The sequence below is a fragment of the Acidobacteriota bacterium genome (assembly GCA_016712445.1).
Lineage (GTDB): Bacteria > Pseudomonadota > Alphaproteobacteria > Caulobacterales > Hyphomonadaceae > Hyphomonas.
In genome coordinates this window covers 54,089-77,918 of sequence record JADJRB010000010.1, presented here as the reverse complement: position 1 = coordinate 77,918, position 23,830 = coordinate 54,089, and the positions used below count along the sequence as shown (strand labels likewise).

General features: G+C 64.9%; 22 protein-coding genes and 2 tRNA genes. 14 read left to right on the top strand and 10 right to left on the bottom strand.

The genetic code is table 11. The annotated features are described in order from the left end of the window. Positions 1–105: 105 nt before the first annotated feature. Entirely contained in the window at positions 106–1,173 is a 1,068-nt protein-coding gene (locus IPK75_19445; GenBank protein ID MBK8200522.1) for an extracellular solute-binding protein, read from the bottom strand. 229 nt (positions 1,174–1,402) lie between these two features. Between IPK75_19445 and IPK75_19440 the strand changes: the two genes are divergently transcribed. The 3 genes from IPK75_19440 (at position 1,403) to IPK75_19430 (ending at position 4,093) form a co-directional block, all read left to right on the top strand. Beyond that, positions 1,403–1,648 carry a hypothetical protein gene (locus tag IPK75_19440; GenBank protein MBK8200521.1) on the top strand — a complete coding sequence of 82 codons (246 nt, stop codon included), beginning with the start codon at positions 1,403–1,405 and terminating at the stop codon, positions 1,646–1,648. A 49-nt stretch (positions 1,649–1,697) separates the two neighbouring features. Beyond that, positions 1,698–2,864 (top strand): FAD-dependent oxidoreductase, encoded by a 1,167-nt coding sequence (locus IPK75_19435; GenBank protein MBK8200520.1) that lies wholly within the window; start codon positions 1,698–1,700, stop codon positions 2,862–2,864. Between the two features lie 74 nt (positions 2,865–2,938). Next, the gene (locus IPK75_19430; protein ID MBK8200519.1) at positions 2,939–4,093 is read left to right on the top strand and encodes an acyl-CoA/acyl-ACP dehydrogenase; all 1,155 of its coding nucleotides are present in this window, start codon (positions 2,939–2,941) and stop codon (positions 4,091–4,093) included. 9 nt (positions 4,094–4,102) lie between these two features. Here IPK75_19430 and IPK75_19425 read toward each other — a convergent pair whose 3' ends face one another. From IPK75_19425 to IPK75_19415, 3 genes are all read right to left on the bottom strand, one after another. Continuing rightward, positions 4,103–4,732 (bottom strand): hypothetical protein, encoded by a 630-nt coding sequence (locus IPK75_19425; GenBank protein ID MBK8200518.1) that lies wholly within the window; start codon positions 4,730–4,732, stop codon positions 4,103–4,105. Positions 4,733–4,795: 63 nt separating this feature from the next. Further along, positions 4,796–5,749: a hypothetical protein gene (locus IPK75_19420; GenBank protein ID MBK8200517.1), complete on the bottom strand. Its 954-nt coding sequence runs from the start codon at positions 5,747–5,749 to the stop codon at positions 4,796–4,798. 41 nt (positions 5,750–5,790) lie between these two features. Then, the gene (locus tag IPK75_19415) at positions 5,791–6,618 is read right to left on the bottom strand and encodes an RNA methyltransferase (protein ID MBK8200516.1); all 828 of its coding nucleotides are present in this window, start codon (positions 6,616–6,618) and stop codon (positions 5,791–5,793) included. Positions 6,619–6,723: 105 nt separating this feature from the next. On the opposite strand from IPK75_19415, the gene IPK75_19410 reads away from it, so the two are divergent. Further along, positions 6,724–6,808: transfer RNA gene (locus tag IPK75_19410), tRNA-Tyr, on the top strand. 35 nt (positions 6,809–6,843) lie between these two features. Continuing rightward, a tRNA-Gly gene (locus IPK75_19405) sits at positions 6,844–6,917 on the top strand. A 21-nt stretch (positions 6,918–6,938) separates the two neighbouring features. Here IPK75_19405 and IPK75_19400 read toward each other — a convergent pair. Next, positions 6,939–7,601 (bottom strand): methyltransferase, encoded by a 663-nt coding sequence (locus tag IPK75_19400; GenBank protein ID MBK8200515.1) that lies wholly within the window; start codon positions 7,599–7,601, stop codon positions 6,939–6,941. Positions 7,602–7,776: 175 nt separating this feature from the next. Between IPK75_19400 and IPK75_19395 the strand changes: the two genes are divergently transcribed. The 7 genes from IPK75_19395 (at position 7,777) to IPK75_19365 (ending at position 16,186) form a co-directional block, all read left to right on the top strand. Continuing rightward, positions 7,777–9,603 carry an SLC13 family permease gene (locus tag IPK75_19395; protein MBK8200514.1) on the top strand — a complete coding sequence of 609 codons (1,827 nt, stop codon included), beginning with the start codon at positions 7,777–7,779 and terminating at the stop codon, positions 9,601–9,603. A 124-nt stretch (positions 9,604–9,727) separates the two neighbouring features. Beyond that, a complete protein-coding gene (locus IPK75_19390) occupies positions 9,728–11,155 on the top strand; it encodes a circularly permuted type 2 ATP-grasp protein (protein ID MBK8200513.1) in 1,428 nt (475 codons plus the stop codon). A gap of 5 nt (positions 11,156–11,160) precedes the next feature. Then, the gene (locus IPK75_19385) at positions 11,161–12,102 is read left to right on the top strand and encodes an alpha-E domain-containing protein (protein ID MBK8200512.1); all 942 of its coding nucleotides are present in this window, start codon (positions 11,161–11,163) and stop codon (positions 12,100–12,102) included. A 10-nt stretch (positions 12,103–12,112) separates the two neighbouring features. Continuing rightward, on the top strand, positions 12,113–12,916 hold the full coding sequence (locus IPK75_19380) for a transglutaminase family protein (protein MBK8200511.1): 804 nt from the start codon (positions 12,113–12,115) through the stop codon (positions 12,914–12,916). Positions 12,917–12,942: 26 nt separating this feature from the next. Then, positions 12,943–13,674, top strand: a complete 732-nt coding sequence (locus tag IPK75_19375) for a proteasome-type protease (protein MBK8200510.1) — start codon at positions 12,943–12,945, stop codon at positions 13,672–13,674. A 63-nt stretch (positions 13,675–13,737) separates the two neighbouring features. Next, positions 13,738–14,481 (top strand): DUF481 domain-containing protein, encoded by a 744-nt coding sequence (locus IPK75_19370; GenBank protein MBK8200509.1) that lies wholly within the window; start codon positions 13,738–13,740, stop codon positions 14,479–14,481. Between the two features lie 118 nt (positions 14,482–14,599). Continuing rightward, positions 14,600–16,186, top strand: coding sequence for an amino acid permease (locus IPK75_19365; protein MBK8200508.1), 1,587 nt, complete (start codon positions 14,600–14,602; stop codon positions 16,184–16,186). A gap of 4 nt (positions 16,187–16,190) precedes the next feature. On the opposite strand, the gene IPK75_19360 is transcribed toward IPK75_19365, so the two are convergent. The 3 genes from IPK75_19360 to IPK75_19350 form a co-directional block, all read right to left on the bottom strand. Then, entirely contained in the window at positions 16,191–16,904 is a 714-nt protein-coding gene (locus tag IPK75_19360) for a hypothetical protein (protein MBK8200507.1), read from the bottom strand. Beyond that, positions 16,905–17,210: a hypothetical protein gene (locus IPK75_19355; protein ID MBK8200506.1), complete on the bottom strand. Its 306-nt coding sequence runs from the start codon at positions 17,208–17,210 to the stop codon at positions 16,905–16,907. A gap of 107 nt (positions 17,211–17,317) precedes the next feature. Then, positions 17,318–18,331, bottom strand: coding sequence for a 2'-deoxycytidine 5'-triphosphate deaminase (locus IPK75_19350; GenBank protein ID MBK8200505.1), 1,014 nt, complete (start codon positions 18,329–18,331; stop codon positions 17,318–17,320). 65 nt (positions 18,332–18,396) lie between these two features. On the opposite strand from IPK75_19350, the gene IPK75_19345 reads away from it, so the two are divergent. After that, positions 18,397–19,611, top strand: a complete 1,215-nt coding sequence (locus IPK75_19345) for an aminotransferase class I/II-fold pyridoxal phosphate-dependent enzyme (protein ID MBK8200504.1) — start codon at positions 18,397–18,399, stop codon at positions 19,609–19,611. 25 nt (positions 19,612–19,636) lie between these two features. Further along, positions 19,637–20,053: a Co2+/Mg2+ efflux protein ApaG gene (gene apaG, locus IPK75_19340; protein MBK8200503.1), complete on the top strand. Its 417-nt coding sequence runs from the start codon at positions 19,637–19,639 to the stop codon at positions 20,051–20,053. Here the strand turns inward: apaG and IPK75_19335 are convergent. Both IPK75_19335 and IPK75_19330 read right to left on the bottom strand, forming a co-directional pair. After that, entirely contained in the window at positions 20,046–21,095 is a 1,050-nt protein-coding gene (locus tag IPK75_19335; protein ID MBK8200502.1) for a hypothetical protein, read from the bottom strand. The two genes, apaG and IPK75_19335, sit on opposite strands and share 8 nt — an antisense overlap. Before the next feature lie 138 nt (positions 21,096–21,233). Further along, positions 21,234–23,810 (bottom strand): TonB-dependent receptor, encoded by a 2,577-nt coding sequence (locus IPK75_19330; GenBank protein MBK8200501.1) that lies wholly within the window; start codon positions 23,808–23,810, stop codon positions 21,234–21,236. Positions 23,811–23,830: the final 20 nt, after the last annotated feature.

Below are 23,830 nucleotides of genomic sequence, written 5' to 3'. Positions count from 1 at the left end.
AGGATCGAAACCGCTGGGAAGCGAGGATCGACAGCAGCCGTTACAGATTTGTCAGGATGCACCTGACGCGAATGTGAACGCCAGCGCAGGAGGGTTCGCCGCCGCTCAGTTCCACCCGGCACGGTCAAAAATGGCCTGCGCTTCCTGCTGGTTGGCGCCAATGTCCGACAGCGGGAAATCGCCCTGCTTGAAGTTTGGAAGCAGATCGAGGCCCTCCGGCAAGGCGACGCCCGCGACGACCGGGTATTCCTTCGACTCGGCCGTCAGCAGCGTCTGGCCCTCGGGTGAGACAAGAAACTCGATAAAGCGGATGGCCCGTTCCGGCGACTTCGAAGTCGCTGCGACGGCGGCGCCCGTGATGTTGACCTGCGTGCCGTCGCCGTCCTGATCCGGGAAGGATACGACCGTCTTGGCGGCGGTCAGACGTTCCTGCGTCGTGCCGGTCGCCAGCAGCGCCCAGTAATAGTGGTTCACCAGCGCCGCGGCGCACTGGCCGGCGGCCACGGCCTCTATCTGGGCCGTATCGCCGCCTTCCGGCGGACGCGAGAAGTTGCTGGCGACACCGGTGGCCCAGGCTTCGGCAGCTTCGCTGCCGCGCCGGGCAATCAGTTCGCTGAGGAGCGAGATATTGCTGATGTTTGTGCTCGACCGCACACACAGTTCGCCCCGCAAACGGTCCTCGGCGAGATCAGAATAGGTGTCGACCTCTTCCAGCGGCAGCATCTGGGGATCGTAGACGATAACGCGGTAGCGCTTGGTGAGACCGAACCAGTTGCCGTCCTTCTCGCGCAACTGCACAGGGACGGCCTTTTCGAGCGCGTCGGACTGGACGGGCTGGGTAAGGCCCTCAACCTGGAACCGGAAAAGCGCCCCAGCATCCGGCGCGAGGATCACGTCTGCCGGGCTGCCAGCGCCTTCCGCCAGCATTTCCTGCATAAGGTCGGCCGCGCCGCCTTCGCGGACGCTGACCTTGATGCCGGTTGCTTCCTCGAAAGCCTCATAAATAGCTGCATCGGACGCGAAATTGCGGGCCGAGTAGACGGTCAGGGTCTCGGCGTCCGGCTCCTCCGCCTTTACCGCCACGTTTTCAGCTTCGACCGGCGCCGGCGCGGTGCCCTGGCTGCAGGCAGCCAGGAGGGCCAATCCGGCCGCTGCAATGGATATCCTGAGCATGACAGCCTCCTCGCAGTTTTGAGACGTGCCCAATCACACTTGAAAATCTATCACAATGGAGGGCCGTCGCGACTTTTTCGCCGGTCGTGCGTTGGACAGTGCGCGATTCTTGCATGGCATCGTTCGCGCGGAAGGCGAGTTGTGCCAGCACGACAATGTTGCGGGTGCGAAATAGTTTTCCTTTGGGTTATGAGTCTGTTAATCATTTGATCAGGGCACGGGGTGACGCATGACGGACTTTGTTCTGGATGTCGAACTGGACGGCGAGGACGAGGACGTCCGGCTTTCCGAGGCTATTGATTCGTTCCTGATGATGCAGACGTCGCGCGGTCGCGGCGATGCGTTCGACCTTGACCTCATGGTGCGCACGGTTTTCGGCCCGGGCGGCGAGCGCCTGAAGCAGCTCGTGTTCCAGCAGCGCGACCTCGCGAATGCCTTCAAATCCTTCTGGGCGCATTTCCGGCGCGCCGCCTGAGCCATTCCGGCTCAGTTGAAAGTCGGCGGCCGGATTGTACAACCCGCGCATGAGCCGCGCTGCGAACCTGTCGTCATCTCCATCAGACGCGGTTGCCGTCCTCGGCGGCGGCATCATCGGCCTGTCGATCGCTTATGAACTCGCGGTGCGTCGCGGCCGGCGTGTCACGGTGTTCGACACACGTCCGCCGGGCAGGGGCGCCAGCTGGGCAGCAGCTGGCATGATCGCGCCGGCGTTCGAAGCGGCGGCTGAACCCGGTGTCCATCCGCGTTTGTTCGACCTCTGCATGGAGAGCGCGGCGCTCTGGCCGGGCTTCGCCGCCGAACTGGAAGCACGGGCTGGCCGGCCAGTCGGGTTCGATCCGCAAGCGTCCCTCGCGGCCGCGCTCGACGAGGCCCAGCTGGCAAGGCTTGTTGCAATTTCCCGCGTGCTGGCGGCGCGCGGCGTCCTCCATACGCTGCTTGAGCCCGGCGAACTGGTCCGGCGAGAGCCGGCGCTCGCGCGGGGTCTTGCTGGCGGCATGGAATTGCCGACCGACTTGCGCGTCCACAACCGCGCAGTCGTATCGGCCTTGATTGACGTGCTGGGCGCGCACCCCCGCGTGCGCTTCGTCGAGGGCGCGGCGCCGCTCGTGTCCGAGGGCGGACGGGTCAGGCTTGCCGGGCACGGCGCGATAGTCGCCGCCGCAGGATGGAGCACAGCCAGCATCAAGGTCGAGGAACGTGGTCAGATGTACAGCCTCGTGAACTGGGACGTCGGCCTCGACGACATCGACTGCCACGCCGGCCAGATGCTGGCGGTGAGGGCAGGGCCGGGCGCGCCGGCGCGGGTCGTGCGGGCCGGGCACGTCTATCTCGTGCCGCGCGGCGACGAAGTTGTGATCGGCGCAACGGTCGAGCCGGGCCGCATCCTCGACGCCCCGGAACCGGAAGCGATCGAGGCGCTGCGGCAAGAGGGAATACGCCTTTGCCCGGGGCTCGCCGGCGCGCCGGTCGTGGAGAGCTGGGCCGGCATCCGGCCGGGCACGCCAGACCACGCGCCTTTCCTCGGAGAGACGGTGACGCCTGGCCTGTTCGTCGCCGGGGGCCACTACCGCAACGGCATCCTGCTCGCGCCCGTCACGGCGCGCATCCTGGCCGACGCCATCGAAGGCAAGGACATCGGCGAACTCGCCGCGTCCTTCTCCACGTCGCGCGACTACACCGCGACGGACTGACGCTGGACGACGCTCCAGGCGCGCTCTAAGTCTCCCGCGCAAGGGAGTGACTGGCCATGCACACGATTCAGCCGATGTCCGAAGATCAGGCCGCGATCCGCGACGCGGTGGCAAAGACGCTCGAGCCTTTTGACGACGCCTACTGGGCCAGGACGGACGAGACAGGCGACTGGCCGGAAGAGTTCTGTGCGGCGATGGCCAAGGGCGGCTGGATGGGCATTGCCTTCCCGGAAGAGTATGGCGGCGCCGGTCTCGGCCTGACCGAAGCGGCGATCATGATGCAGACCGTGACGCGCACCGGTGCGGGCTTTTCGGGCGCCTCAGCGATCCACCTCAACATCTTCGGGCCGAAGCCGCTTGAGAAATTCGGCAACCCCGAACTGAAGCAGGACAGCCTGCCGAAGATCATCTCCGGCGAGGAGAAGATGTGCTTTGCCGTGACCGAACCGAACTCCGGCCTCGACACGTCGAGCCTGGAAACCAAGGCCGAGCGCACCAACAACGGATATGTCATCAACGGCCGGAAAATCTGGACCACAGGTGCTCAGCGTGCGGACAAGATCCTGATCATCGCGCGCACCACGCCGAAGGACCAGTGCTCGAAACCGCACCTCGGCCTGTCGCTGTTCTACACCGATCTCAACCGCAACCGCATCGAAGCCAAACCGATCCCGAAAATGGGCCGCAAGGCCGTCGAGTGCAACGCGCTGTTCATCGACAACCTGGAAGTGCCGAAGGAACACCTGATCGGCGAGGAAGGTGCGGGTTTCAAATACCTGCTGCAAGGCCTCAACCCCGAGCGCGTGCTGTTTGCGGTCGAGAGCGTTGGCCTCGGTTTTGCGGCGCTTGAGCGCGCGGCGCGCTATGCCAATGAGCGCGTGGTGTTCGGCCGGCCGATCGGCCAGAACCAGGGCATCCAGCATCCGCTCGCCCGTTCGTGGGCGGAGCTTTCCGCCGCCGAGCTGCTCGCCTACAAAGCCGCTGCGCTCTACGACGCGGGGCTGGATTGCGGCGCAGAAGCGAACGCAGCGAAATACCTCGGCACCGAAGCCGGTTTCACAGCCTGCGAAAACGCCGTGCTGACGCATGGCGGCATGGGCTATGCGCGCGAATACCATGTCGAGCGCATGATGCGCGAAGCCATGCTTGCCCGCATCGCGCCGGTCAGCCGCGAGATGATCCTGAACTTCATCGCCGAGCGCGTGCTGGGCCTTCCGAAGAGCTACTGAGCCCGGCGCCTAAAGGTTGTCGGCGCCTTTCATCAGCTGGAAGAATTCTTCCGTACTGTTGGTGCGCGGATAGGGCGTCGCCGGAACCGGCACGCCCAGATGCGCGCAAAGCGGCGGCCAACCGTCCTTCGCGGCATGCACCAGCAGCCGGTCAGCCGGGAATGCCGCTTTCACGGCCGCCTCGTGCGCCTTGAACACGCCGATCAGGTCTTGCTCATCGGTCACGCCGCCGAGGCTGCGGTCGATGACGACGCGGGTGACCATGTCCAACCACTCGGTCGCCGGCGGCGGCCAGTTGTCCCGGTCCTTCAGCACCTTGAGGATCGTGTCAGAAAAGCTCTTCACCCAGCTTTCGGGGCTGCGGGTGGACAGGATGACCTTGGCGTCCGGATAGGCCGCTGCGATCTCGCGCCAGAAGGCCGCGGTGGGCCAGTCTACCGCTGAATTGTAGCCTGCAAATATGGTTTCAAAATCCGGCCGGCCATCCGCCGCGTCATTCCAGAGCGCGACCTGTGCGGGCCCGGTTTTCAGCACCTCTTCCATATGATGGCAGGGGCCAACACCCAGCTGTTCAAGCGCCAGCTTCAGCGACAGTGTGCCGGTTCGTCCGAACCCGGCACTGAAAACCTTGATCGTCATCGTCTCCCCCAAGGGCGCTGACTGCGCCTCTTGGGACAATTTAGCATGGTCGGTCTCTGCGGCCTAACGCTTGCCGAAGAAGCGAATGGCGCCGAACAGGCCGGCAATCGCGGAGCCGAGACCGCCGAGCAACACGAACAAGGGGTTTGCCTGGTCGGCGAAGGCGATCGCGCGGTTCAGGCCCGACACCTTGACCGTCACCGTATCGCGATAGGTGCGCAGCGGCGTCACCGTATCGGAATCGATGGCGAAGATCTCGAAGGTCAGGTCATGGTCGCCCGCCGAGAGCGGCGTAACCGACCAGCGCCAGGTATTCTCCGTGAGCGGAGAAAGCGACTGGGTGCCGGGCGACGTCTGCACGATGTCGAACCCCGCGCCCGACAGGCGCACTTCCACGCGGTCGGAAACTTTCGCTTCGCCTTCCTCGATGACGCCGCGGCCCGGCAGCGCGTCGGCCGCTGTCGTGTCGCCCGTCGCGTCGATTGCGAAGGTCACGTTGAACGCGCGCTTGTATTCCGCCGTACGCGGCGTCTCGTGCGCCACAGGAACGATCTGCAGGGTTTCCTCAAACGACTTCTTCGGCTCGGGCACTGCAACAGACGTCGATACTTCGCCGGGTGCCGCCGCGATCTTCTGTTCCGGCGGCATCATCGCGGCGGCGCCTTCTTCCATCTGCACCTGGAAGTTCAGGTCGGGTTCGGCTTCGGAAGCCATTTCGGACTGGACCGAGACTTCCGGATCTGCGCTTTCAGGCGCTGCCATGCGCGCGCCGGCGATTGCCTCGCTCTTCGGGGCTTCTTCCGCTGCGGGCGCAGCGTCGGTCATCACCTCAGTCGCAGCGGCTTCATAGCCGGCGTCGTCCATGGCGGCCGATTCAGTTGCCATTGTTTCTTCGGCCGGCGCGGCGGCCATCGCAGCCTGTTCCTTCGGCGCGTAGGTCTCGAGCAAAGCAGCACCGCCAAGGCCGGCCACGACGAGGCCTCCGATCACGAGCAGGATGGACAGGATGCGCAGCATGACGAGGTCTCCCCGATGGTTCAGTTCACTGTATCAGACGTTCAGCCGGGCGGAAAACCGCCCCGGCTCGCCTCATAGAAGGCAATTGCGGCAGCATTGGAAACGTTGAGGCTTTCCATCTCTGCGGCGATCGGAATGCGCGCCAGCTCAGCGCAGGCCTTTGCAACGGCCGGCCGGATGCCGGGACCCTCGGCGCCGAGCACGATCGCGATCTTGGCGGCGCCCTTCACCGCGAGGTCAAGCGGCCGTTGGCTTTCCCCCGCAAGGCCCACGGTGTGGAAGCCTGCCTCGCCCAGTTGTTCGAGCGCGCGGGCGATGTTCACCGTGCGCACTTCCGTCACCGTTTCGACTGCACCGGCCGCGCTTTTGGCAACCACGCCCGTGATCGGCGGCGCATTGCGGCTCTGCAGGACGATGCCTGTGAAACCGAAGGCGGCGGCCGACCGGATGATGGCGCCGAGATTGTGAGGGTCAGAGACCTGGTCCAGCACCACGACGCGCGTTGCCCCTTCGGCGATCAGGTCTTCGAGGGCCAAGGGCTCCAGCGGCTCCGCCTTGACCGCGATGCCTTGGTGCACCGCGCCCGGCGGCAGGCGCTGGTCGAGTTCCTTGCCCGTGATGATCTGCGGGCGCAGGGCGGTGCGGGGCAGGCGCTCCGCGGCCGGCTCGGTCGCGAGGAACTGCAGGAACTGCCGGTCGGGGTTCGCAAGGGCGGCCAGCACGGCGTGCGTGCCCCAAAGCCAGACTGGTCCGCCTTCCTTTTCGCGCGGCGGGCGCTGGAAATCGCCGCCCTGGGGGCGCTGTCCCGGCGGGCCTCCGGGCGCGTTGGGGGGCCTGTGTCCCGGTCGTTTTGCATGGTTGCGCGCCATGAGGTTCATCCTTATAAGGCCGCTTCCGGCGTGGATCGGGGGTTTATGAAAGCCCTTTTGAAGCGGCGGCGCGGCGGCGTCAAACGGCGTTGGCGCGGGTCCCGTGGAGGGATGGGAGAGTGGTTAAATCCACCAGACTGTAAATCTGGCCGCCTAGCGTACGCTGGTTCGAATCCAGCTCCCTCCACCACCCCGCCAATGCCGCCGCTTTCGCGGCCCTGACGGGCGGGTATAGCATAATGGTAATGCACTAGCCTTCCAAGCTAGCTATCTCGGTTCGATCCCGTGTACCCGCTCCAGTCCGGCATCCGGGGGGGGCCTCACAGTTTCCAGACCCGCGCCCGGCGCTGGGTGACACCCTCGAGGTCGAGGCTGGTGGCAATGTCGTATTCGGCGAGCGGCTGCGCGTCGCGAGGCGCATAGGCGCGGCCCGGATCGCCGGCATAAACGTCGATCCCGCGCGCCGCTGCGGTGCCCAGCCAGGCGAGGAACAGGCTGGCCATTTGCTTCTGGTAAAAGATGTCGCCGGCCACGATCACATCCACATCCGGGACCGGCCCGTCCAGCAGGTTGCCGCCGATCCAGCCGACTTCGGCGCAATTGAGCTCGGCGTTCAGCGCAGTCGCCGCTTCGCACAGCGGATCGATATCGTTGGCGTCGACGCGCGCGGCTCCGGCCCGGGCCGCCGCAATCGCAATCATCCCGCTGCCGGCCGCGATATCCAGCACCCGCTTGCCGCGCACCCGCGCAGGATCGCCGAGCAGGAGGCGCGCGACCGCCTGTCCGCCGGCCCAGGCGAACGCCCAGAAGGGCGGGTCGAGCCCCGCCTGATCGAGGTCCGCTTCGGTGGCGGTCCAGATCGGCGTGATCTCATCGGCCAGCCAGAGCCGCATCGGTTCGGGCGCACCGGCCGTGCCAATATCCAGCCCGGCCACCGGCACAGGGCGCGTGTTTGCGCGGATGAAGGCCTGCCGGCCAGCCATGTCGCCCTGGTATTTCAGCATGCCAGCCCCGGTTCGCTTGCCCACGCCCGACCGCGCATGCCATCGGGCACCGCCGATCTCAACAGGCGAGTGAGTTTTACAGAAGTGTCAGACAGTTGCGCTGGCGCCCGGTTCAGGCTTGTCTGGCGCCGCTGCCAACAGCTCAGGGACCTGCATGCTCGCCCCAATTCTCGAAAGCTCGACCTTCCAGATCGGTTTCGTGCTGGTCCTTGTCGTGATCGTGTTCTTCGGCTTCGTGCGCGAGAAGATCCCGGCCGACGTGGTGGCGCTGTTGGCAATGGGCGCGCTGATGCTCACCGGCATCCTTTCGGTCAGCGACACGCTCTCCGTCTTTTCCAACGCCGCGCCGATCACCGTCGCGGCGATGTTCGTCCTGTCAGCGGCGCTTGAGCGCACAGGTGTGATCGACTGGGTCGGGAGGTTCGTCGCGCGTCTCGCGCAGAATGGGTCTCCGGCGCTTGCGGTGATCGCCATGATGGGCGGCGTGGTGCTGCTGTCGGCCTTCATCAACAATACGCCGGTGGTCATCATCCTCATCCCGGTGGCTGTGCGGCTTGCGCGCTCGATCAATGTTGCGCCCTCCAAACTGCTGATCCCGCTGTCCTTTGCCGCCATCTTCGGCGGTACGACCACATTGATCGGTACGTCCACAAACATCCTCGTCGACGGCGTTGCCCAGCGTGAGGGCATGCCGGCCTTCGGCATGTTTGAAATCTCGATGGCGGGCCTGATGTTCGCCGGCGTCGGCATTCTGTACGTCACGCTGCTCGGCCCGTTCTTGCTGCCGAAGCGTGAGACGCTGTCATCGCTGTTGCCCGACAACAAGGAGCGCCGCTTCGTCGCGCAGATCCTCATTCCGCTGCAGTCGGACCTCGTCGGCAAGAAGATTACGGAGACGGGCTTCACGGCCGAGAAGGGCTTCACCGTCATCGACGTGTTCCGCGAGGGCCTGTCGCTGCGCAGCAATCTCAAGGAAATCGTGCTGCAGCCCGGCGACCGTATGGTGCTTCGCTCGCCGGTTTCCGAAATGCTCACGCTGAAGGAAGCGGGCAATGTAGCGATTGGCGCACAGGCCAACGCGCCCGCCTCATTCGAACCTGTCCAGACCACTGAGACGGTCGTGATGGAGGGTGTCATCGGGCCCCAGTCGCGCCTTGTCGGGCGCCGCCTCGCTGGCCTCGGCCTCGCGCGCCTCTACGGCGTATACGTGCTCGCCATCCACCGGCGCGGCGAGAACATGGCGCGCCAGATCGACGAGTTGCGCTTCGAAGTCGGCGACACGGTGCTGATCGAAGGGCCGCCGCGCGGCATGCGCCAGATGTTCGAGGACGGTGTTCTAAATAACCTCACTGAAAGCACCGAACGCGCAATCCGGCGCGACAAGGCGCCGATCGCCATCGGTGCCGTGCTGCTGGTGATGGGCCTGGCCGCAATCGAGTTGATGCCGATTGCGGGCCTTGCCATCATCGCCGCAACGGCCGTTGTCGCCTTCGGGTGCCTCGATCACCAGGAAGCTTACCAATCGATCCGCTGGGACATCCTGATGCTGATCTTCGGTATGCTGGGTCTCGGTATCGCGATGGAGAAGACCGGCGCCGCCGCGCTCGTCGTCGGATTCCTGGCCGACCTGTCGAAGGGTATGGGCCCGCTGGCGCTGCTGGTGATCGTCTATGCCTTCACCTCGCTCGTCACCGAAGTGATGAGCAACAACGCGGCGGCCATCCTCATCACGCCGCTCGCCATTGGCCTCGCGAACCAGATCGGGGTCGACCCGCGCGCCTTCGTGGTGGCCGTGATGTTCGCCGCGAGCGCCAGCTTTGCCACGCCCATCGGCTACCAGACGAACACGCTGGTCTACCGCGCCGGCGGCTACAAGTTCCTCGACTTCGTGCGGTTCGGCGCGCCGCTGAACATCATCTTCGTGGTGGTCGCGAGCGTGGTGATCCCCTTGTTCTGGCCCCTGCATCAGGTCGGGACTTAACGCTTTGCCGGATTTTCGGGCAGCCCGAAGCCGGGTTTGCCTGCGCCTCAGGCAGCGCCCGGCGCACTGTGCCCCCCACGCGAACCCCGTTGAGCGCGCGTGAATCCTGCGTAAGGTGGGGCGCATGGGAGAAACTCCAGCATTTTTCAATGAGATGGACGGGGCTGGCGACCGGGCGCGCGCGCCCTATGCCCGCTATGCCGAATGGCTGCAGGACGAGCCCCCCGAACGCCTGAGGCGCAAGGCGCGCGAAGCGGAAACCTTCTTCCGGCGCACCGGTATCACCTTCAACGTCTATGGATCGGACGACGCCGACGAGCGGTTGATCCCGTTTGACATCGTGCCCCGCATCATTGCGGCCAAGGAATGGGCGCGCCTGACGCGCGGCATTGAGCAGCGCGTCCGGGCGATCAACGCCTTCCTGAGCGACATCTACCACCGTCAGGAGATCATCCGCGCCGGCCGGGTGCCGGTGGAGCTGATCGAGAACAATGACGCTTTCCTTCCGAAGATGCTTGGCGTTGCACCTCCGGGTGGGGTGTACACGCATATCGTTGGCGTCGACCTCGTGCGCACCGGCGAGAACGAGTTCTTCGTGCTGGAAGACAATGCCCGCACGCCGTCCGGCGTCTCCTACATGCTGGAGAACCGGGAAACGATGCTGCAGATGTTTCCCGAGCTGTTCACGAAGATCCGTGTGCGGCCGGTCAGCGATTATCCGAAGTCCCTGCGCCGCTCGCTCTCGGCCTGCGCTCCGCCAGCCTGCAAGGGGCGCCCGGTTGTCGCCGTGCTGACGCCCGGTATCCACAACTCTGCCTACTATGAGCACGCTTTCCTCGCCGACCAGATGGGCGCCGAGCTGGTGGAGGGCCACGACCTGCGGGTCGTGGACGGCCGCATCGCGATGCGCACGACCATGGGCTACACGCCGATCGACGTGCTCTACCGGCGCGTTGATGACGACTATCTCGATCCGCTGAACTTCCGCCCGGATTCCTTCCTTGGCGTGCCGGGTATCCTCGACGTCTACCGCTCCGGCGGCATAACCATCGCCAACGCACCCGGCACCGGCATTGCCGACGACAAGGCGATCTACTCCTACATGCCGGACATCGTGCAGTTCTATACCGGCGAGAAGCCGATCCTGAAGAACGTGCCCACCTGGCGCTGCTCGGAGCCGTCGTCGCTTGCCTATGTGCTGGAGCACTTGAGCGAACTGGTGGTGAAGGAAGTCCATGGGTCTGGCGGCTACGGCATGCTCGTCGGCCCCGCCGCCTCCCGCAAGGAACTTGAAGCCTTCCGCGCCAAGCTCACCGCCAAGCCGTCCAACTATATCGCACAGCCTACGCTGGCCCTTTCCACCGTGCCGATTCTCACACGGTCCGGCCTCGCACCGCGCCATGTCGATCTGCGTCCGTTCGTGCTGATGTCACCGGACGGCATCGAGATCACGCCCGGCGGCCTGACCCGCGTGGCGCTGAAGAAGGGCTCGCTCGTCGTCAACTCTAGCCAGGGCGGCGGCACCAAAGATACCTGGGTTCTGGAGGACTAGGCGCGATGCTGGGCAAGACCGCAGGCGGCCTTTTCTGGATGTACCGCTACCTCGAGCGGGCGGAAAACACCGCGCGTCTCGCCGACGCAGGTTTCCGCATCGCGCTGACCCGGTCGGACCATGCCGAAGACGAGTGGGCGTCGATCATTGACACGGCCTGGGCACGCAGCGCCTTTCTGGAAGCCGGCGGCAAGTTCGACGGCCCGAGCGTCATCAACTTCCTGCTGCGCGACCCTGCGAACCCGTCGAGCGTGATCTCGGTCATCGAAGCGGCGCGCAACAACGCCCGTCTCGTGCGCACCGCGCTGACCCGCGAAGTCTGGGAAGCGGTCAATGAAACATGGATCACGCTGAAATCCGCGCTCGCGCGCCCGGTGCGCGAAACGGACTTGCCGGATGTGCTGGGTCTCATCCGCAAGCAAAGCTCGCTCGTGCGCGGCGCAACGGTCGGCACGATGCTGCGCAATGACATCTACAATTTCACGCGCACCGGAACCTTCATCGAGCGGGCGGACAACATCGCCCGCATCCTCGACGTGAAGTATTACGTGCTGCTGCCCTCGGTGCACCTTGTCGGATCGACCCTCGACAACGTGCAATGGGAGACAATCCTGCGTGCGGCCTCCGCCGAGCGCTCGTTCCGCTGGTTGCACGGCGGCGAGACACGTCCGCTGACGATCGCGGATTTCCTGATCCTCGACCGGCGCATGCCGCGCTCGCTGCTCTACTGCATGCGCAAGATCGCCGGCAACCTTGGCCATCTGTGTACGGATTACAATGTCCGCCGCCCGAGCCTCGACTTTGTCCTTGGCCTGCGCGACGAGCTGGAAGACCTGACCATCGACCAGATCATGGAGCGGGGGCTGCACGAATTCCTGACCCACTTCATCCATTCCAACAACACCCTCGCCGGACACGTCGAGGAAGACTTCCGCTTCAACCGGTGAAGGCAGCCTGATGCGCCTGAAGATCAAGCATGCGTCGCACTACAGCTATACCAGCCCGGTCTCGTATGGCCTGCTGCAGCTGCGCCAGGCACCGAAATCGCGCGTTGGCCAGCAGGTGCTGAGCTGGGACCTGCACATCGAAGGCGGGAAGATCGAAGCCGAATACGAGGACCAGAACGCCAACTGGGTTCAGCTGGTCAGCCTGATTGAGGGGGCCAAGGAGCTGGTCATCTCCAGCGAAGGCGAAGTGGAGGTGGAAGACCGGGCAGGCGTGATCGGCGTGCATCGCGGCTTCGCGCCGCTCTGGCTTTTCCGCCGGGCCACCGCGCTGACACGTCCCGGACCATTGGTGCGCAAGCTCGCCAAAGCCTCGCCTGATGGCAGCGGCGGCGACATCGCCCGCCTGCACGGCGTGGCCCAGCTGGTGCGCGACGCAATCCGCTATGAACCCGGCTGGACCGACGCCGATACCAAGGCCGAAGACGCGCTGGAAGCCGGCCACGGCGTCTGCCAGGACCATGCGCATGTCTTCATCGCCGCCGCGCGCCTGCTTGGCTATCCGGCCCGCTATGCCGGGGGCTACCTGATGATGAACGACCGGGTCCAGCAGGATGCCGGCCATGCCTGGGCCGAGGTTCATGTTGAGCGGCTCGGCTGGGTCGGATTCGACATCTCCAACGCGATTTCCCCGGACAGCCGCTATGTTCGCGTGGCGACAGGACTTGACTACCGGGAGGCCGCTCCCGTTTCTGGCATGCGGTTCGGCGCGGCAAACGAATCGCTCGATGTGTCGATCCAGGTACAGCAACAATGAGAAAGCCGCGTCGGCGGTTCAGGTAAATGACTTACTGCGTCGGTCTGAAGCTCAATCGCGGCCTGGTCTTCATGTCGGATACCCGCACCAATGCGGGCGTCGACAATATCTCCCGCTTCCGCAAGTTGTTTACGTGGTCTGTACCGGGCGAGCGGGCGCTGGTGCTGATGACTGCGGGCAACCTGGCCACCACCCAGTCGGTCGTCAGCCTGCTGGAAGAGCGCACCAAGGCGCCCTCCGAGCGGCGGCCCTCGATCCTCGAACTGCCCACCATGTTCCAGATCGCGCGCCATGTCGGCGAGACGCTGAAGGACGTGATCGCGTCAAACGCCTCGACCGGCCAGAAAGCCGATGCCGCCTTCAATTCCACGCTGATCCTCGGCGGGCAGGTGAAGGGCATGGAGCCGCGCCTGTTCATGATCTACCCGGAAGGCAACTTCATCGAAGCGAGCGCCGACACGCCGTTTTTCCAGATCGGCGAGACCAAATACGGCCGCCCGATCCTCGTGCGCGCATATGATCCTGCGATGAGCTTTGAGGATGCGGCAAAGCTGCTGCTCGTCTCATTCGACTCCACCGTGAAGGCCAACCTGTCCGTCGGCCTGCCGCTGGACCTGCAGGTGATCGACACTGATGCCCTCCGCCTCGGCCTGTCGAAACGCATCGAGGCGGAAGACCCTTACTACCAGACGATCTCAAGCGGCTGGGGGGAGGCGCTGAAAAAAGCGTTCGACTCGCTGCCGCCCTTCGGGTTCTAAGACCCCTCGCGCGCCGGGCCCTGTCTTCCGGCGCTGCCCTGAACGTAAAAACAGGAGATCTCCATGAAGCTCGCTTTCGCCGCCCTCGTGGCCGGCAGCTGCCTCGCTCTGCCCGCCATTTCCGAAACCGAAGGCTGGAAAGGCGAGGGCTCGCTCAGCGCCGGCCTGAATACCGGCAATACCGATACCAGCGACCTCGGCATCGGCGTCAAGGGCGCCTACGAAACCCAGGCCTGGCGCAACAGTTTCGAGATCGTCGCCGACTATGGCACCAAGGACGGGGACCAGACCAAGGGCCGCCTGTTCCTGGCCGGCCAGACCAACCGTACACTGAACGACGCATTGTTCGCCTTCGGACGGGTCTCGCATGAAGTGGATGAATTCTCCGCCTTCGACAGCCGGTCATTCGCAGGCGCCGGTCTCGGGTGGCATATCATCGACGGCGAGCATGCCATGTGGTCGCTCGAAGGCGGCCCCGGTATCAAGATCGACGAGATCAAGGCCGTAACCGCCGGCGTGCCGCCGGTCACGACGCCGGCGCGCACGGAACAGTCCGGCTCATTCATCGCCGCATCGAAGTTTGGCCTCGCCTTCAACGAAGCCGTAAAATTCGGCAATGATTCCAACCTCATCTATGCTGATGCCTCAACCCAGATCAGCAACAACGCCACGCTGACGGCGAAACTCGTGAGCAACCTGTCGGCCAGGGTGTCGTTTGAAGTCCGGCACGATACCGATCCGCAGCCCGGCTTCGAAGCGACCGATACGGCCACGCGTTTTTCGCTGGTCTACGCTTTTGGCGGCTGACTGCGTCGCGCGCCGCGCGAGTCTGGCTTGCGCCCGCCGCCCGATCCGCTAGGTTCGCGCCGATAGCGGGAATGTTGGTGGATACGCGCAGGCGTACCAGGCTGTTCAGGACAATCACATGATCTTTGACCGGGTTAAATCGCTCGACGCCATCCTTGCGACGGCGGAAAAGAAATCACTCCATCGTTCGCTGGGGCCGATCCAGCTGACGCTGCTCGGCATCGGCGCGATCATCGGCACAGGGATATTCGTGCTGACCGCAGCCGCGGCGCAGAAGGCCGGGCCGGGGATGATGTTCTCCTTTGTCATCGCAGGCTTCGTCTGCGCCGTCGCCGCGCTCTGCTATTCCGAACTCGCCTCGATGGTGCCGGTATCGGGCTCCGCCTACACCTACACCTACGCGGTGATGGGCGAGTTGCTCGCCTGGATGGTCGGTTGGGCGCTGATCCTCGAATACGCGGTCGCGGCCTCTGCCGTCTGCGTCGGCTGGTCGGGCTACGTCATGGGGCTGGTGCACAGCACGACAGGCCTCGCCTTACCGGATTTCCTCAGTAGTGGTCCCGCGTGGGGCTTTGACGGCTTCGTTCCGTCCGTCGATTTCAGTCACGGCATCATCAATCTGCCGGCCATCGTGGTGGCGGGCCTCGTTACCTGGCTGCTCGTGCTCGGCACCAGCGAGAGCGCATCGGTCAACGCCGTCCTTGTCGCCGTGAAAGTCGTCGCGCTGACCGCCTTCATCGCGCTCAGCCTGCCGATCATCAAGGGCGAGAATTTTTCGCCGCTCATGCCCACGGGCTTCTTCGGTGAAGGCGGCCTCGGCGTCGTTGGCGCAGCGGCGTCGATCTTCTTCGCCTATGTCGGCTTCGACGCGGTGTCGACCGCCGCCGAAGAGACGAAGAACCCGCAGCGCAACGTGCCTATCGGCCTGATCGGCTCGCTCGGCATCTGTACCATCTTCTACTTGCTCGTCGCGGCCGGCGTGATCGGTACGGTCGGCGCCCAGCCGATCACCGATGCCGCCGGCAATGTGCTCTCGCCGGACGGTGTCGCGTTCGCTGACCGCTGCGCCGAACTGAAAGCTCTGGGCGATGCCCCGATCGTCTGCTCGAAGGAAGCGCTCGCCGAAACGCTGCGCATCATTGATTTCGGTGTGGTCGGCAACCTCGTCGGTCTCGCCGCATCGATCGCGCTACCCTCGGTTATCCTGATGATGATCTACGGCCAGACGCGCATCTTCTTCGTCATGGCGCGTGACGGCCTGCTGCCGGAAAAACTTGCCGACGTACACCCGAAATACCGTACGCCCTGGAAGATGACGATCTTCACCGGCATCTGCGTCGCCATCGCCGGGGCCTTCTTCCCGGTTGGTCAGCTGGCGGACATTTCGAACTCCGGCACGCTGTTCGCATTCTTCATGGTCGCCATCGCTGTGATGATGCTCCGCCGCAAGGACCCGCATCGCCATCGGCCGTTCCGTACGCCGCTCGTCTGGATCATTGCGCCGCTCGCCGCCATCGGCTGCCTCGGCCTTTACCTGAACCTGCCGTTCGTGGCGAAGATGGTCTTGCCCGTGTGGGGCGCGATCGGCCTCGCGATTTATTTCCTCTACAGCCGCAAGCACAGCCACGTGGCGCTCGGCCTGGTCGAGGTGCACGAGCAGGATGCAGACGTGCCGCCGCAGCCGGTGCCGCCGATCAAGGATTGAGGGATCAGTTTGCGGTTCTGGCGGGAAGGCTGAATACGACCGCCGCGTTGCCGAAGGGCGCACGGTAGCGTTCCAGCCTTTCGGCTGAGATCGTGCGCAGGCCCATCACGGGCTCCATCACGATGAACGTGTCGCCGTCATAGCCGGCGACGAGCACATAGTGGTTGAGCATCGACTGTCCGAGCCGTTCGGACAGCCACGCCGTGCGTGTCGTCACGAAATCAGCCGGAACGCCCAGCACAGGCACGTTGGCGCCCGGTAGTTGCCAAGGCTGCACGTACACGGACGGAACCGACACCGGCACCATGACAGGCCGTCCGGCTTCCAGTTCGGCGATCAGTCCGTCCGCGGGCATCCGCACCGCGCTGGCCAGCAGGCCGTGGCCTTGCGCCAGTGTCATCACCTCGGCGATCGAATAACCTGCCGCCGCGTCGGCGGGCGGCGCTTCGGCAAACATCTGTGCACCGGTCACGGTGCCGGCGCCTTCCCAATAATTGATCAGGCTCGCCAGCGCGTGTGCGCCGCAGGCGGCGCCGTCGACCTGCCGGTCATGCGTGACGGGCAGGAGCAGCGTGTCTTGCGGCTCGACTTTCGTACGGGGGAACTCAAAACTGTTGCGACCGGTCTGCGCGGCAAAACTCGCCGGGTCGGTCGCGGGATGTATGGCGCAGGCACCCAGTCCGAGCACCAGCGCCATACAGAGATTGCGCAGCTTCATTTAGACGGCTGCTGCAACCACCACCACGATCGCGACAAGGCCGATCAGGGCCAGGATGTTGTTGTTCGAGAGGCCTGCATTGTAGGCTTCGGCCTCTTCCGGCGTCAGCAGTTCAATGCGGTAGCCGGCTTTCTCGTAGTCTTGCACGGTAGCGATCTGGTTCTCGTTCAGGCCGTAGCTCTGAAGCTCCTCGGCGCTGAAGGATTGCGGAGCGGGAGCGCGGAACTCGGGAGCCTGCGCATTTGCGGCCGCAACGGGCGCAATAGCCAGTCCGAGGGCGAGGGCGGCTTTCGTGATGAATTTCATGGCACATCCTTTCAGTGACGAGCGTAGCCGGTCGCACTCGCGAACGGCCCCCGCGCTTGTGGCGGGTTGCCGGATCAATGCATAGAAAATCAACGGGTTCCACGCCCTCAGGCGAAATGCTTCGAAAGCTTGAGGCCCTGGCCCTGATAGTTGGAGCCTTGCCCACCATAGAGAGCGCGCGGCTTGGCGGTCATGTCCTCGTAGATCAGTTTCGCCACCGGTTGGCCGTGCTCGAGGATGAAAGGCACGTCGCGTGAGCGCACTTCCAGCACCGCCCGGCTGCCGCCCGTGTTCAGGCCGAAGCCCGGATCGAAGAAGCCTGCATAATGGGCCCGGAATTCGCCCAGTTCCGGCGCGATCGGGGCCATCTCGGCCGCCTCGTCGGCGGCGACCTTCACGGTCTCGCGGCTGACGAGGATGTAGAACTCTTCCGGATTGAGCACGATGCGCCCATCCTTCGGATACACCGGCTCCCAGAACTGCGCCGCTTCGTGCGCGCCGAGTCCGCGCAAGTCGACCACGCCCGAATGATGCTTCGCCCGGTAGCCCGCTGGTTCGCCGGCCGGCGGCTCAAGGTCGATCGATACCACCTTTTCCTTCAGCGTTTCCGGCTTCTTCCGCTTGAACCGGATCTGCGCCAGCCGGTCGCCGGGGCGCACCATGATCGGGAAGGTGCGCGGGCTCACTTCCAGGTATAGCGGCCCGGAATAGCCCATCGGCACTTCGTCGAAGGCCCGGCCGCGATTGGTCACGAGGCGCGTGAACACATCGATGCGCCCTGTCGAACTCTTCGGATTGGCCCGCGCGGCGAGGCCGGCAGGCAGGCGCAGGCCTTCCTGCAGCGGCACAAGATAGACGCAGCCTGTCTCCAGCACGGCGCCCTGGCCAGTCAGCTCCACCCGGTGCATCTGGATGCCCGGCTCCTGCAGCATGTCGGCGACCGAGCGGTCCTTGCCGGGCAGGAAGCTCGCACGCAGCCGGTAGGCATCTTCCGCCAGCCGCAAGTCCAGGCTCGCCGGCTGGACCTGACCCGGCTCAAGCGGAAGCGTGCTGCGGATGGCCCCTGAGGCCACCAGCGCGTCTATCTCGAAGTCGGGCAGCACGCCCGCCGAATCCGCCATCACTTGCACCCCATGGGTCATCAGGCATAAGTCCCTCTCCCGGAAACACAAGGACGAGCGCGAACATGGCTGACGCACCCGGCGGCGACGATCCCGAACAGGGGCCCAAAGGCTGGAAACCTGCGACCCAGGCGGTGCGCGGCGGCCTGATGCGCTCGCAGTTCGGCGAGATTTCAGAGGCCATCTTCCTGACCTCCGGCTACGCCTACGATTCGGCTGAACAGGCCGAGGCGCGCATGGCTGGCCGGGAAGGCGGCTTCGTCTATTCCCGCTACGGCAGCCCGACGGCGGAGATGCTGCAGCAGCGTCTCTGCCTGATCGAGGGCGCCGAGGCCTGCCGCGTCACCGGCTCCGGCATGGGCGCCATTTCCTCGGCTATCCTTGCGCCCCTGAAGGCCGGCGACCGTGTCGTCGCCGCTGCGGCGCTGTTCGGCTCCTGCCGCTGGATCCTTACAAACCAGATGCCGAAATTCGGCATCGAGACGTGTTTCGTCGACGGCGCCGACTTGGCCACCTGGGAACGCGAACTCGCCAAGGGCGCCAAGCTGGTGCTGATCGAGACGCCGGCCAACCCGTTGCTCGACGGCGTCGACATCGCGGCCGTGTCCAAGCTCTGCAAGAAGGCCGGCGCGCTGCTCGTCGTCGACAACGTGTTCGCCACGCCAGTGCTGCAGCGTCCGTTCGAACTCGGCGCCGATGTAGTGGCTTACTCCGCCACCAAGCACATGGATGGGCAGGGTCGCGTCCTCGCCGGCGCCATCCTCTGCAACGAAAAGCTGATGACCGAGGTGTACGATCCGTGGCTGCGCCACATCGGCCCGGCCTGTTCGCCGTTCAATGCGTGGGTCGTGCTGAAAGGCCTCGAGACCATGCAGCTGCGCGTTGAAGCGCAAAGCCGCACCGCCGCCCGGCTCGCCGACGCGGTCGCCGCACATCCCGCCGTGGCTGCCGTGCGCTATCCGCACCGCAAGGACCACCCACATTACGAAATTCATAAGAAGCAGATGAAGTCCGGCGGCACGCTGCTCGCGATTTCGCTGAAGGGCGGCCAGGCGGAAGCGTTCAAGTTTCTCAACGGCCTGAAAATCGCTGATATTTGCAACAATCTCGGCGACACCAAGACCCTCGCCTGCCACCCCTCGACGACGACCCACCGTGCCCTGACGGATGCCGAACAGGCCGCCATGGGACTCGACCGCAGCTGGGTTCGTGTGTCGGTGGGACTTGAGGATGGCGACGATCTTGTCGCAGACTTCGAGGGCGCACTTAACGCGCTGTGAACGGTTGGACTTCAAGCCTTCCCCGATGGCCCGACGCCCTGCGCCTCCGCATTACGAAGCCGTGACCGACGGTGTGCGCATCCGTGTGCGCGCCCGTTTCCTGCACGATGAATCGGAGCCCGGCCGCCACCGTTTCATGTGGCAGTACACGGTCGATGTGGAGAACGAGAGCGAGCGGACCTGGACCATCGCGCGGCGCCATTGGCAGATCGTGGATGCCGCCGGCCGGCTGCAGGCTGTGGACGGCGAAGGCGTGATCGGCCAGACGCCGACGCTCGGCCCGGGCGAGCGCTTCAACTACACGTCCGGTGCGCCGCTGGCGACACCATCAGGCATCATGCGGGGCACCTACGACCTCGTGGGTGAGAATGGCGAGGAGATGGTGGCAATCATCCCCACCTTCTCCCTCGACAGTCCCTACGACACGTCCCGGCCTAGTTGAGCTTTGCCGGAATGCCCGGCAGGGCGGGGCCGGTATCGATGACGCGGAAGTGCGTCGCGATGAAATCCTGCGTGAACAGCATCTGCAGGTCGCCGGCGGCAAGCACGCCGTCCCACGCTGCCAGTTGCTCGGCGCCGCTCTCGGCATAGAGCACTGTGGCGCCAGCCTCGTCGACGAGGATCGCGCCGTATTCCTGCAGCGCCTTGGCGACGACTTTCGCGCCCGGCGAGAGCAGCGTCTGGTCGATGTCGTACGCCGGGTCCAGCTGGATCCGCGCGCCCATCGGCAGGCCGATATGGCGCTCGCCTTCGGGGCTCGCCGCCGTCAGCGCCGTGCTGGCGGGCGGCACGAACTTGCCAGTCTGGGCCATCGGATAGGCGAAGGCCAGGGCATGATCGATGCGGCCGGCCTTGACCTCGTCAACCCGGATCAGGCCAGCGATCAGCGGCGTGCCCGAGGGGCGCGGGCCGGCGGCCAGGTCACTGCGCTCGGCCTTCATCCAGGGCATCGAGACGCCGGTGCCGGTGAGGTCGACCTTCGTGCCGAAGCCGGCAAACCAGTCGCCCTGCAGCGACTTGCCGAGCTGGCGGGTATCCCAGGCGATGTTGCGAACCGGATCGACCAGCGTGGTGTAGTGGGTCTGCGCGTCGGTGGCGCCTTCCGGCAGGGTGTCGGCCGGCAGCGGCACCAGGTCGTCGGGCCCGAAGCCGCGGCCGTAACGGCCCTCGTACAGCGCGCGCACGCTTCGTTTCGGCGCGGCCGAGGAGTCGAAATACTTAACCATGACCGACCACTCGGCCATGTTGATGTAGAGATCGCCGCCGGCGCCGACATCGGCTGCCAGAACGTCCGAATTCGGGTCAAGTTTCGGGTTCTCCCCGATCGGCGTGTTCCACGGGCTATCAGCCGAGAAGGGCCGCCAGCCTGCCGGGGCTTCCGCAGCGACGGTCAGGGCCGTCGCGGGAATTTCGCCCGTCTGGGCGCAACCGGCGAGCAGGGCGGCGCCCACCAGGGCGGCAGCGGTCAAATTCAGGCGCAACATGAGCGTTGTCTCCAAACGGAAGTCTGCCCAGCCTAGTGCAAAATGCCTGCCGCTCGCCTCTGAGGCGAGTCCTCCGGCCAAAAGAAAGCCGTGGCGGTTGCCCGCCACGGCAAGTCCCTGGGAGGAAGGGTTCAGTGATTAGTAACGATAGCTCAGCGTGACACCGTAGGTGCGCGGCTTGCCGGCAAAGCGCAGGATCACGTTCGCGTTCGAGGTGATCTGCTGCCAGTAGTACTCGTCGGTGAGGTTCTGGCCCCACACCGACACATCCCACTTGTTGTTGATCGAATAGACGCCGATCGAGCCGTTCAGCAGGCCATAGGCGTCGATGTCGTAGCGGGAGTCCGCCGGATCACCGGCCGTCGAGTCGCTCTGCCAGCGGCCGGACAGCGATCCGCGGAAGCCGAGGCTTTCGTTGATCGGACGGTCGTAGAGCAGCGCGAGGCTGGCCGAGGTCTCCGGGCTGTAGAGCAGCGGGTCGCCGGCGGAGCTGGTCGGCAGGCCGAACGCGTCTGACGTGTCGAATTCCTTGATCTCGGTTTTTAGCAGCGTCAGGCCACCGATCGCCGTCAGGTTCTCGTTGACCAGCCAGGTGACTTCTGCGTCGAGACCGTAGGCTTCCGATTTCGGGATGTTCTGCAGGCGCGACAGCGCACGGTAGATCGGATCCGGGAAGAACGAAGCCGACTGCTTATCCGTGTAGTCATAGTAGAACAGCGAAGCGTTCGTCTGGAGGCGCTGGTTGAAGAGCTGCGCCTTGATGCCGGCTTCATAGGCCAGCAGGTCTTCCTGCGTGGCCGGGGCGTTTTGCTCGGACTTGGAAGCCGCGTTCACGGGCGTGGATGCCGACTTGTAGCCCTGCGTCACCGACGCGAAGAGCAGCATGTTGTCCTGCGGCGTCCAGTTACCGACGATCCGCCAACTGACGTTATCCTCATCCGTGTCCGACTGGACCGGTCCGAACGAGTTGGTGGCCAGGTCGTAGGTGTTGCAGCCGTTTTCCTGCAGCGCCGCCGGCGGCACCGGCAGGCCGTAGATCAACGAGAAGAACACGCGGTTGAACACGTTGACGTTCGGCTGCATCGAGCCGTTCACGTCGCCGGAGCAGCCGGTGTATTTCTGGCTGTCCTGCGTGTAGCGGATGCCGGTGGTCAGCGAGAATTCCGGGCTGAGTTCCCAGTCGGCGTTGGCAAAGATGCTGGCCGTCGTCGATTCGAAGTCGCCGGTGTCGTAGTAGGTCTGGAACGAGTTCAGCAGCTCTGCCGCCGTGTACGGAAGACCCGTCTCCGGATCGATGTTGACGGCGGTCACGAGCGGCGCCACGGCGGCCGGCAGGCCGAGCAGCGTCGGGTCAACCGTCAACAGGTAGGCGGCGGTCGAGACGAAGTTTGAGTTGGCGTTGTCGCGCAGCATCGTGCGGTTGCCGTCGGTCGTCTCGTCCTTGCCGTAATAGGCGCCGACCAGCCAGTTCGCGATGCCGGTCTCGCCTTCGAGACGCAGCTCCTGGCTGACCGACTTGATCTCGCCTTGCACGTCCTGCAGGAGGATCTGGTAGGGCACGCCCGACCAGTCGAGCACGGCGTCGCGCGTCAGCTTGTTGTAACCCGTCAGCGACACGAGGCGCATGTCGTTGTCGAAGGTGTAGTTCACGCCGACGCGGATTGCGTCGAACGTCGAATCTTCCTCGTGCGGGCCCTGGATGCCCGGCACGCCGGCGACCGAAGCCGCGCGCAGCGCGTACGGCGCCCAGTCAGCCTGCTCGGCCGAGGTGGGGAAGTTGTTGGCGAGGTAGCTTACCAGACCCGGCTGGTTGAAGCCCGAAGCCGACGACGGACCGCTCGTGCCCGGCACGATAAAGGTCGGATCGGTGTTCGGGGTCAGGCCGATGCCTTGTCCGGCAATCGTGTCGGACTTGTTGGTCCAGCCATTGTAGGAAAGGTTGATGTCGAGGTTTTCGGTCGCCTGGATCGCCAGTGACGCGCGGTAGCCAAGCTTGTCGATCGTGCCACGGTCCTCGTTCGGACGCGACACCGAGCGCTGCCAGCCCTCATCGCTGTTTTCGCTGCGGATGGCGAAGCGCGCCTGGATGTTGTCGGAGATCGGCAGGTTCACCATGGCTTCGAGGTTCCAGGTGTCATAGTTGCCGTAGTCGGCCGACATGCTGGCTTCGAATTCGTCGCCCGGCTTGTTGGTGACGACGTTGACGAGGCCGGCGGTCGTGTTGCGGCCGAACAGCGTGCCCTGCGGGCCCTTCAGCACTTCCACGCGCGAGACATCGAACACCGGGCCGGAGTTCATGAACGGGTAGGGATAGGCAACCTCGTCGACATAGGTACCGACGGTCGAGGTGGCCGAAAGGTTGATCGTGTTGAAGCCGATGCCGCGCAGCGTATAGGTCGGTACGCCCTGGTAAGACTGCGAGACCGTGAAGCCGGGGACGACCATCTGCAGGTCTTCGACGCTGTCGATATTGAGCTGTTTCAGCGTGTCTTCGCTGAAGGCCTGGATCGCCATCGGCACGTCCTGCGCGGACTCTTCGCGGCGCTGGGCTGTGACGACGATCGAGCCGAGTTTCAGGTCGCTGCTGGCTTCTTCGGTTTCGGTGGCGGCGTCGGCCGCCGTGTCTTCCTGCGCGAGGGCAGGCGCCTGCGCAGTCAGGGCAATGGCGGATACACCCGCAGCAAGAATCATACGGGTAGCGTTAGGTGACTTCATGGTTTCCTCCGGGAGAGCAC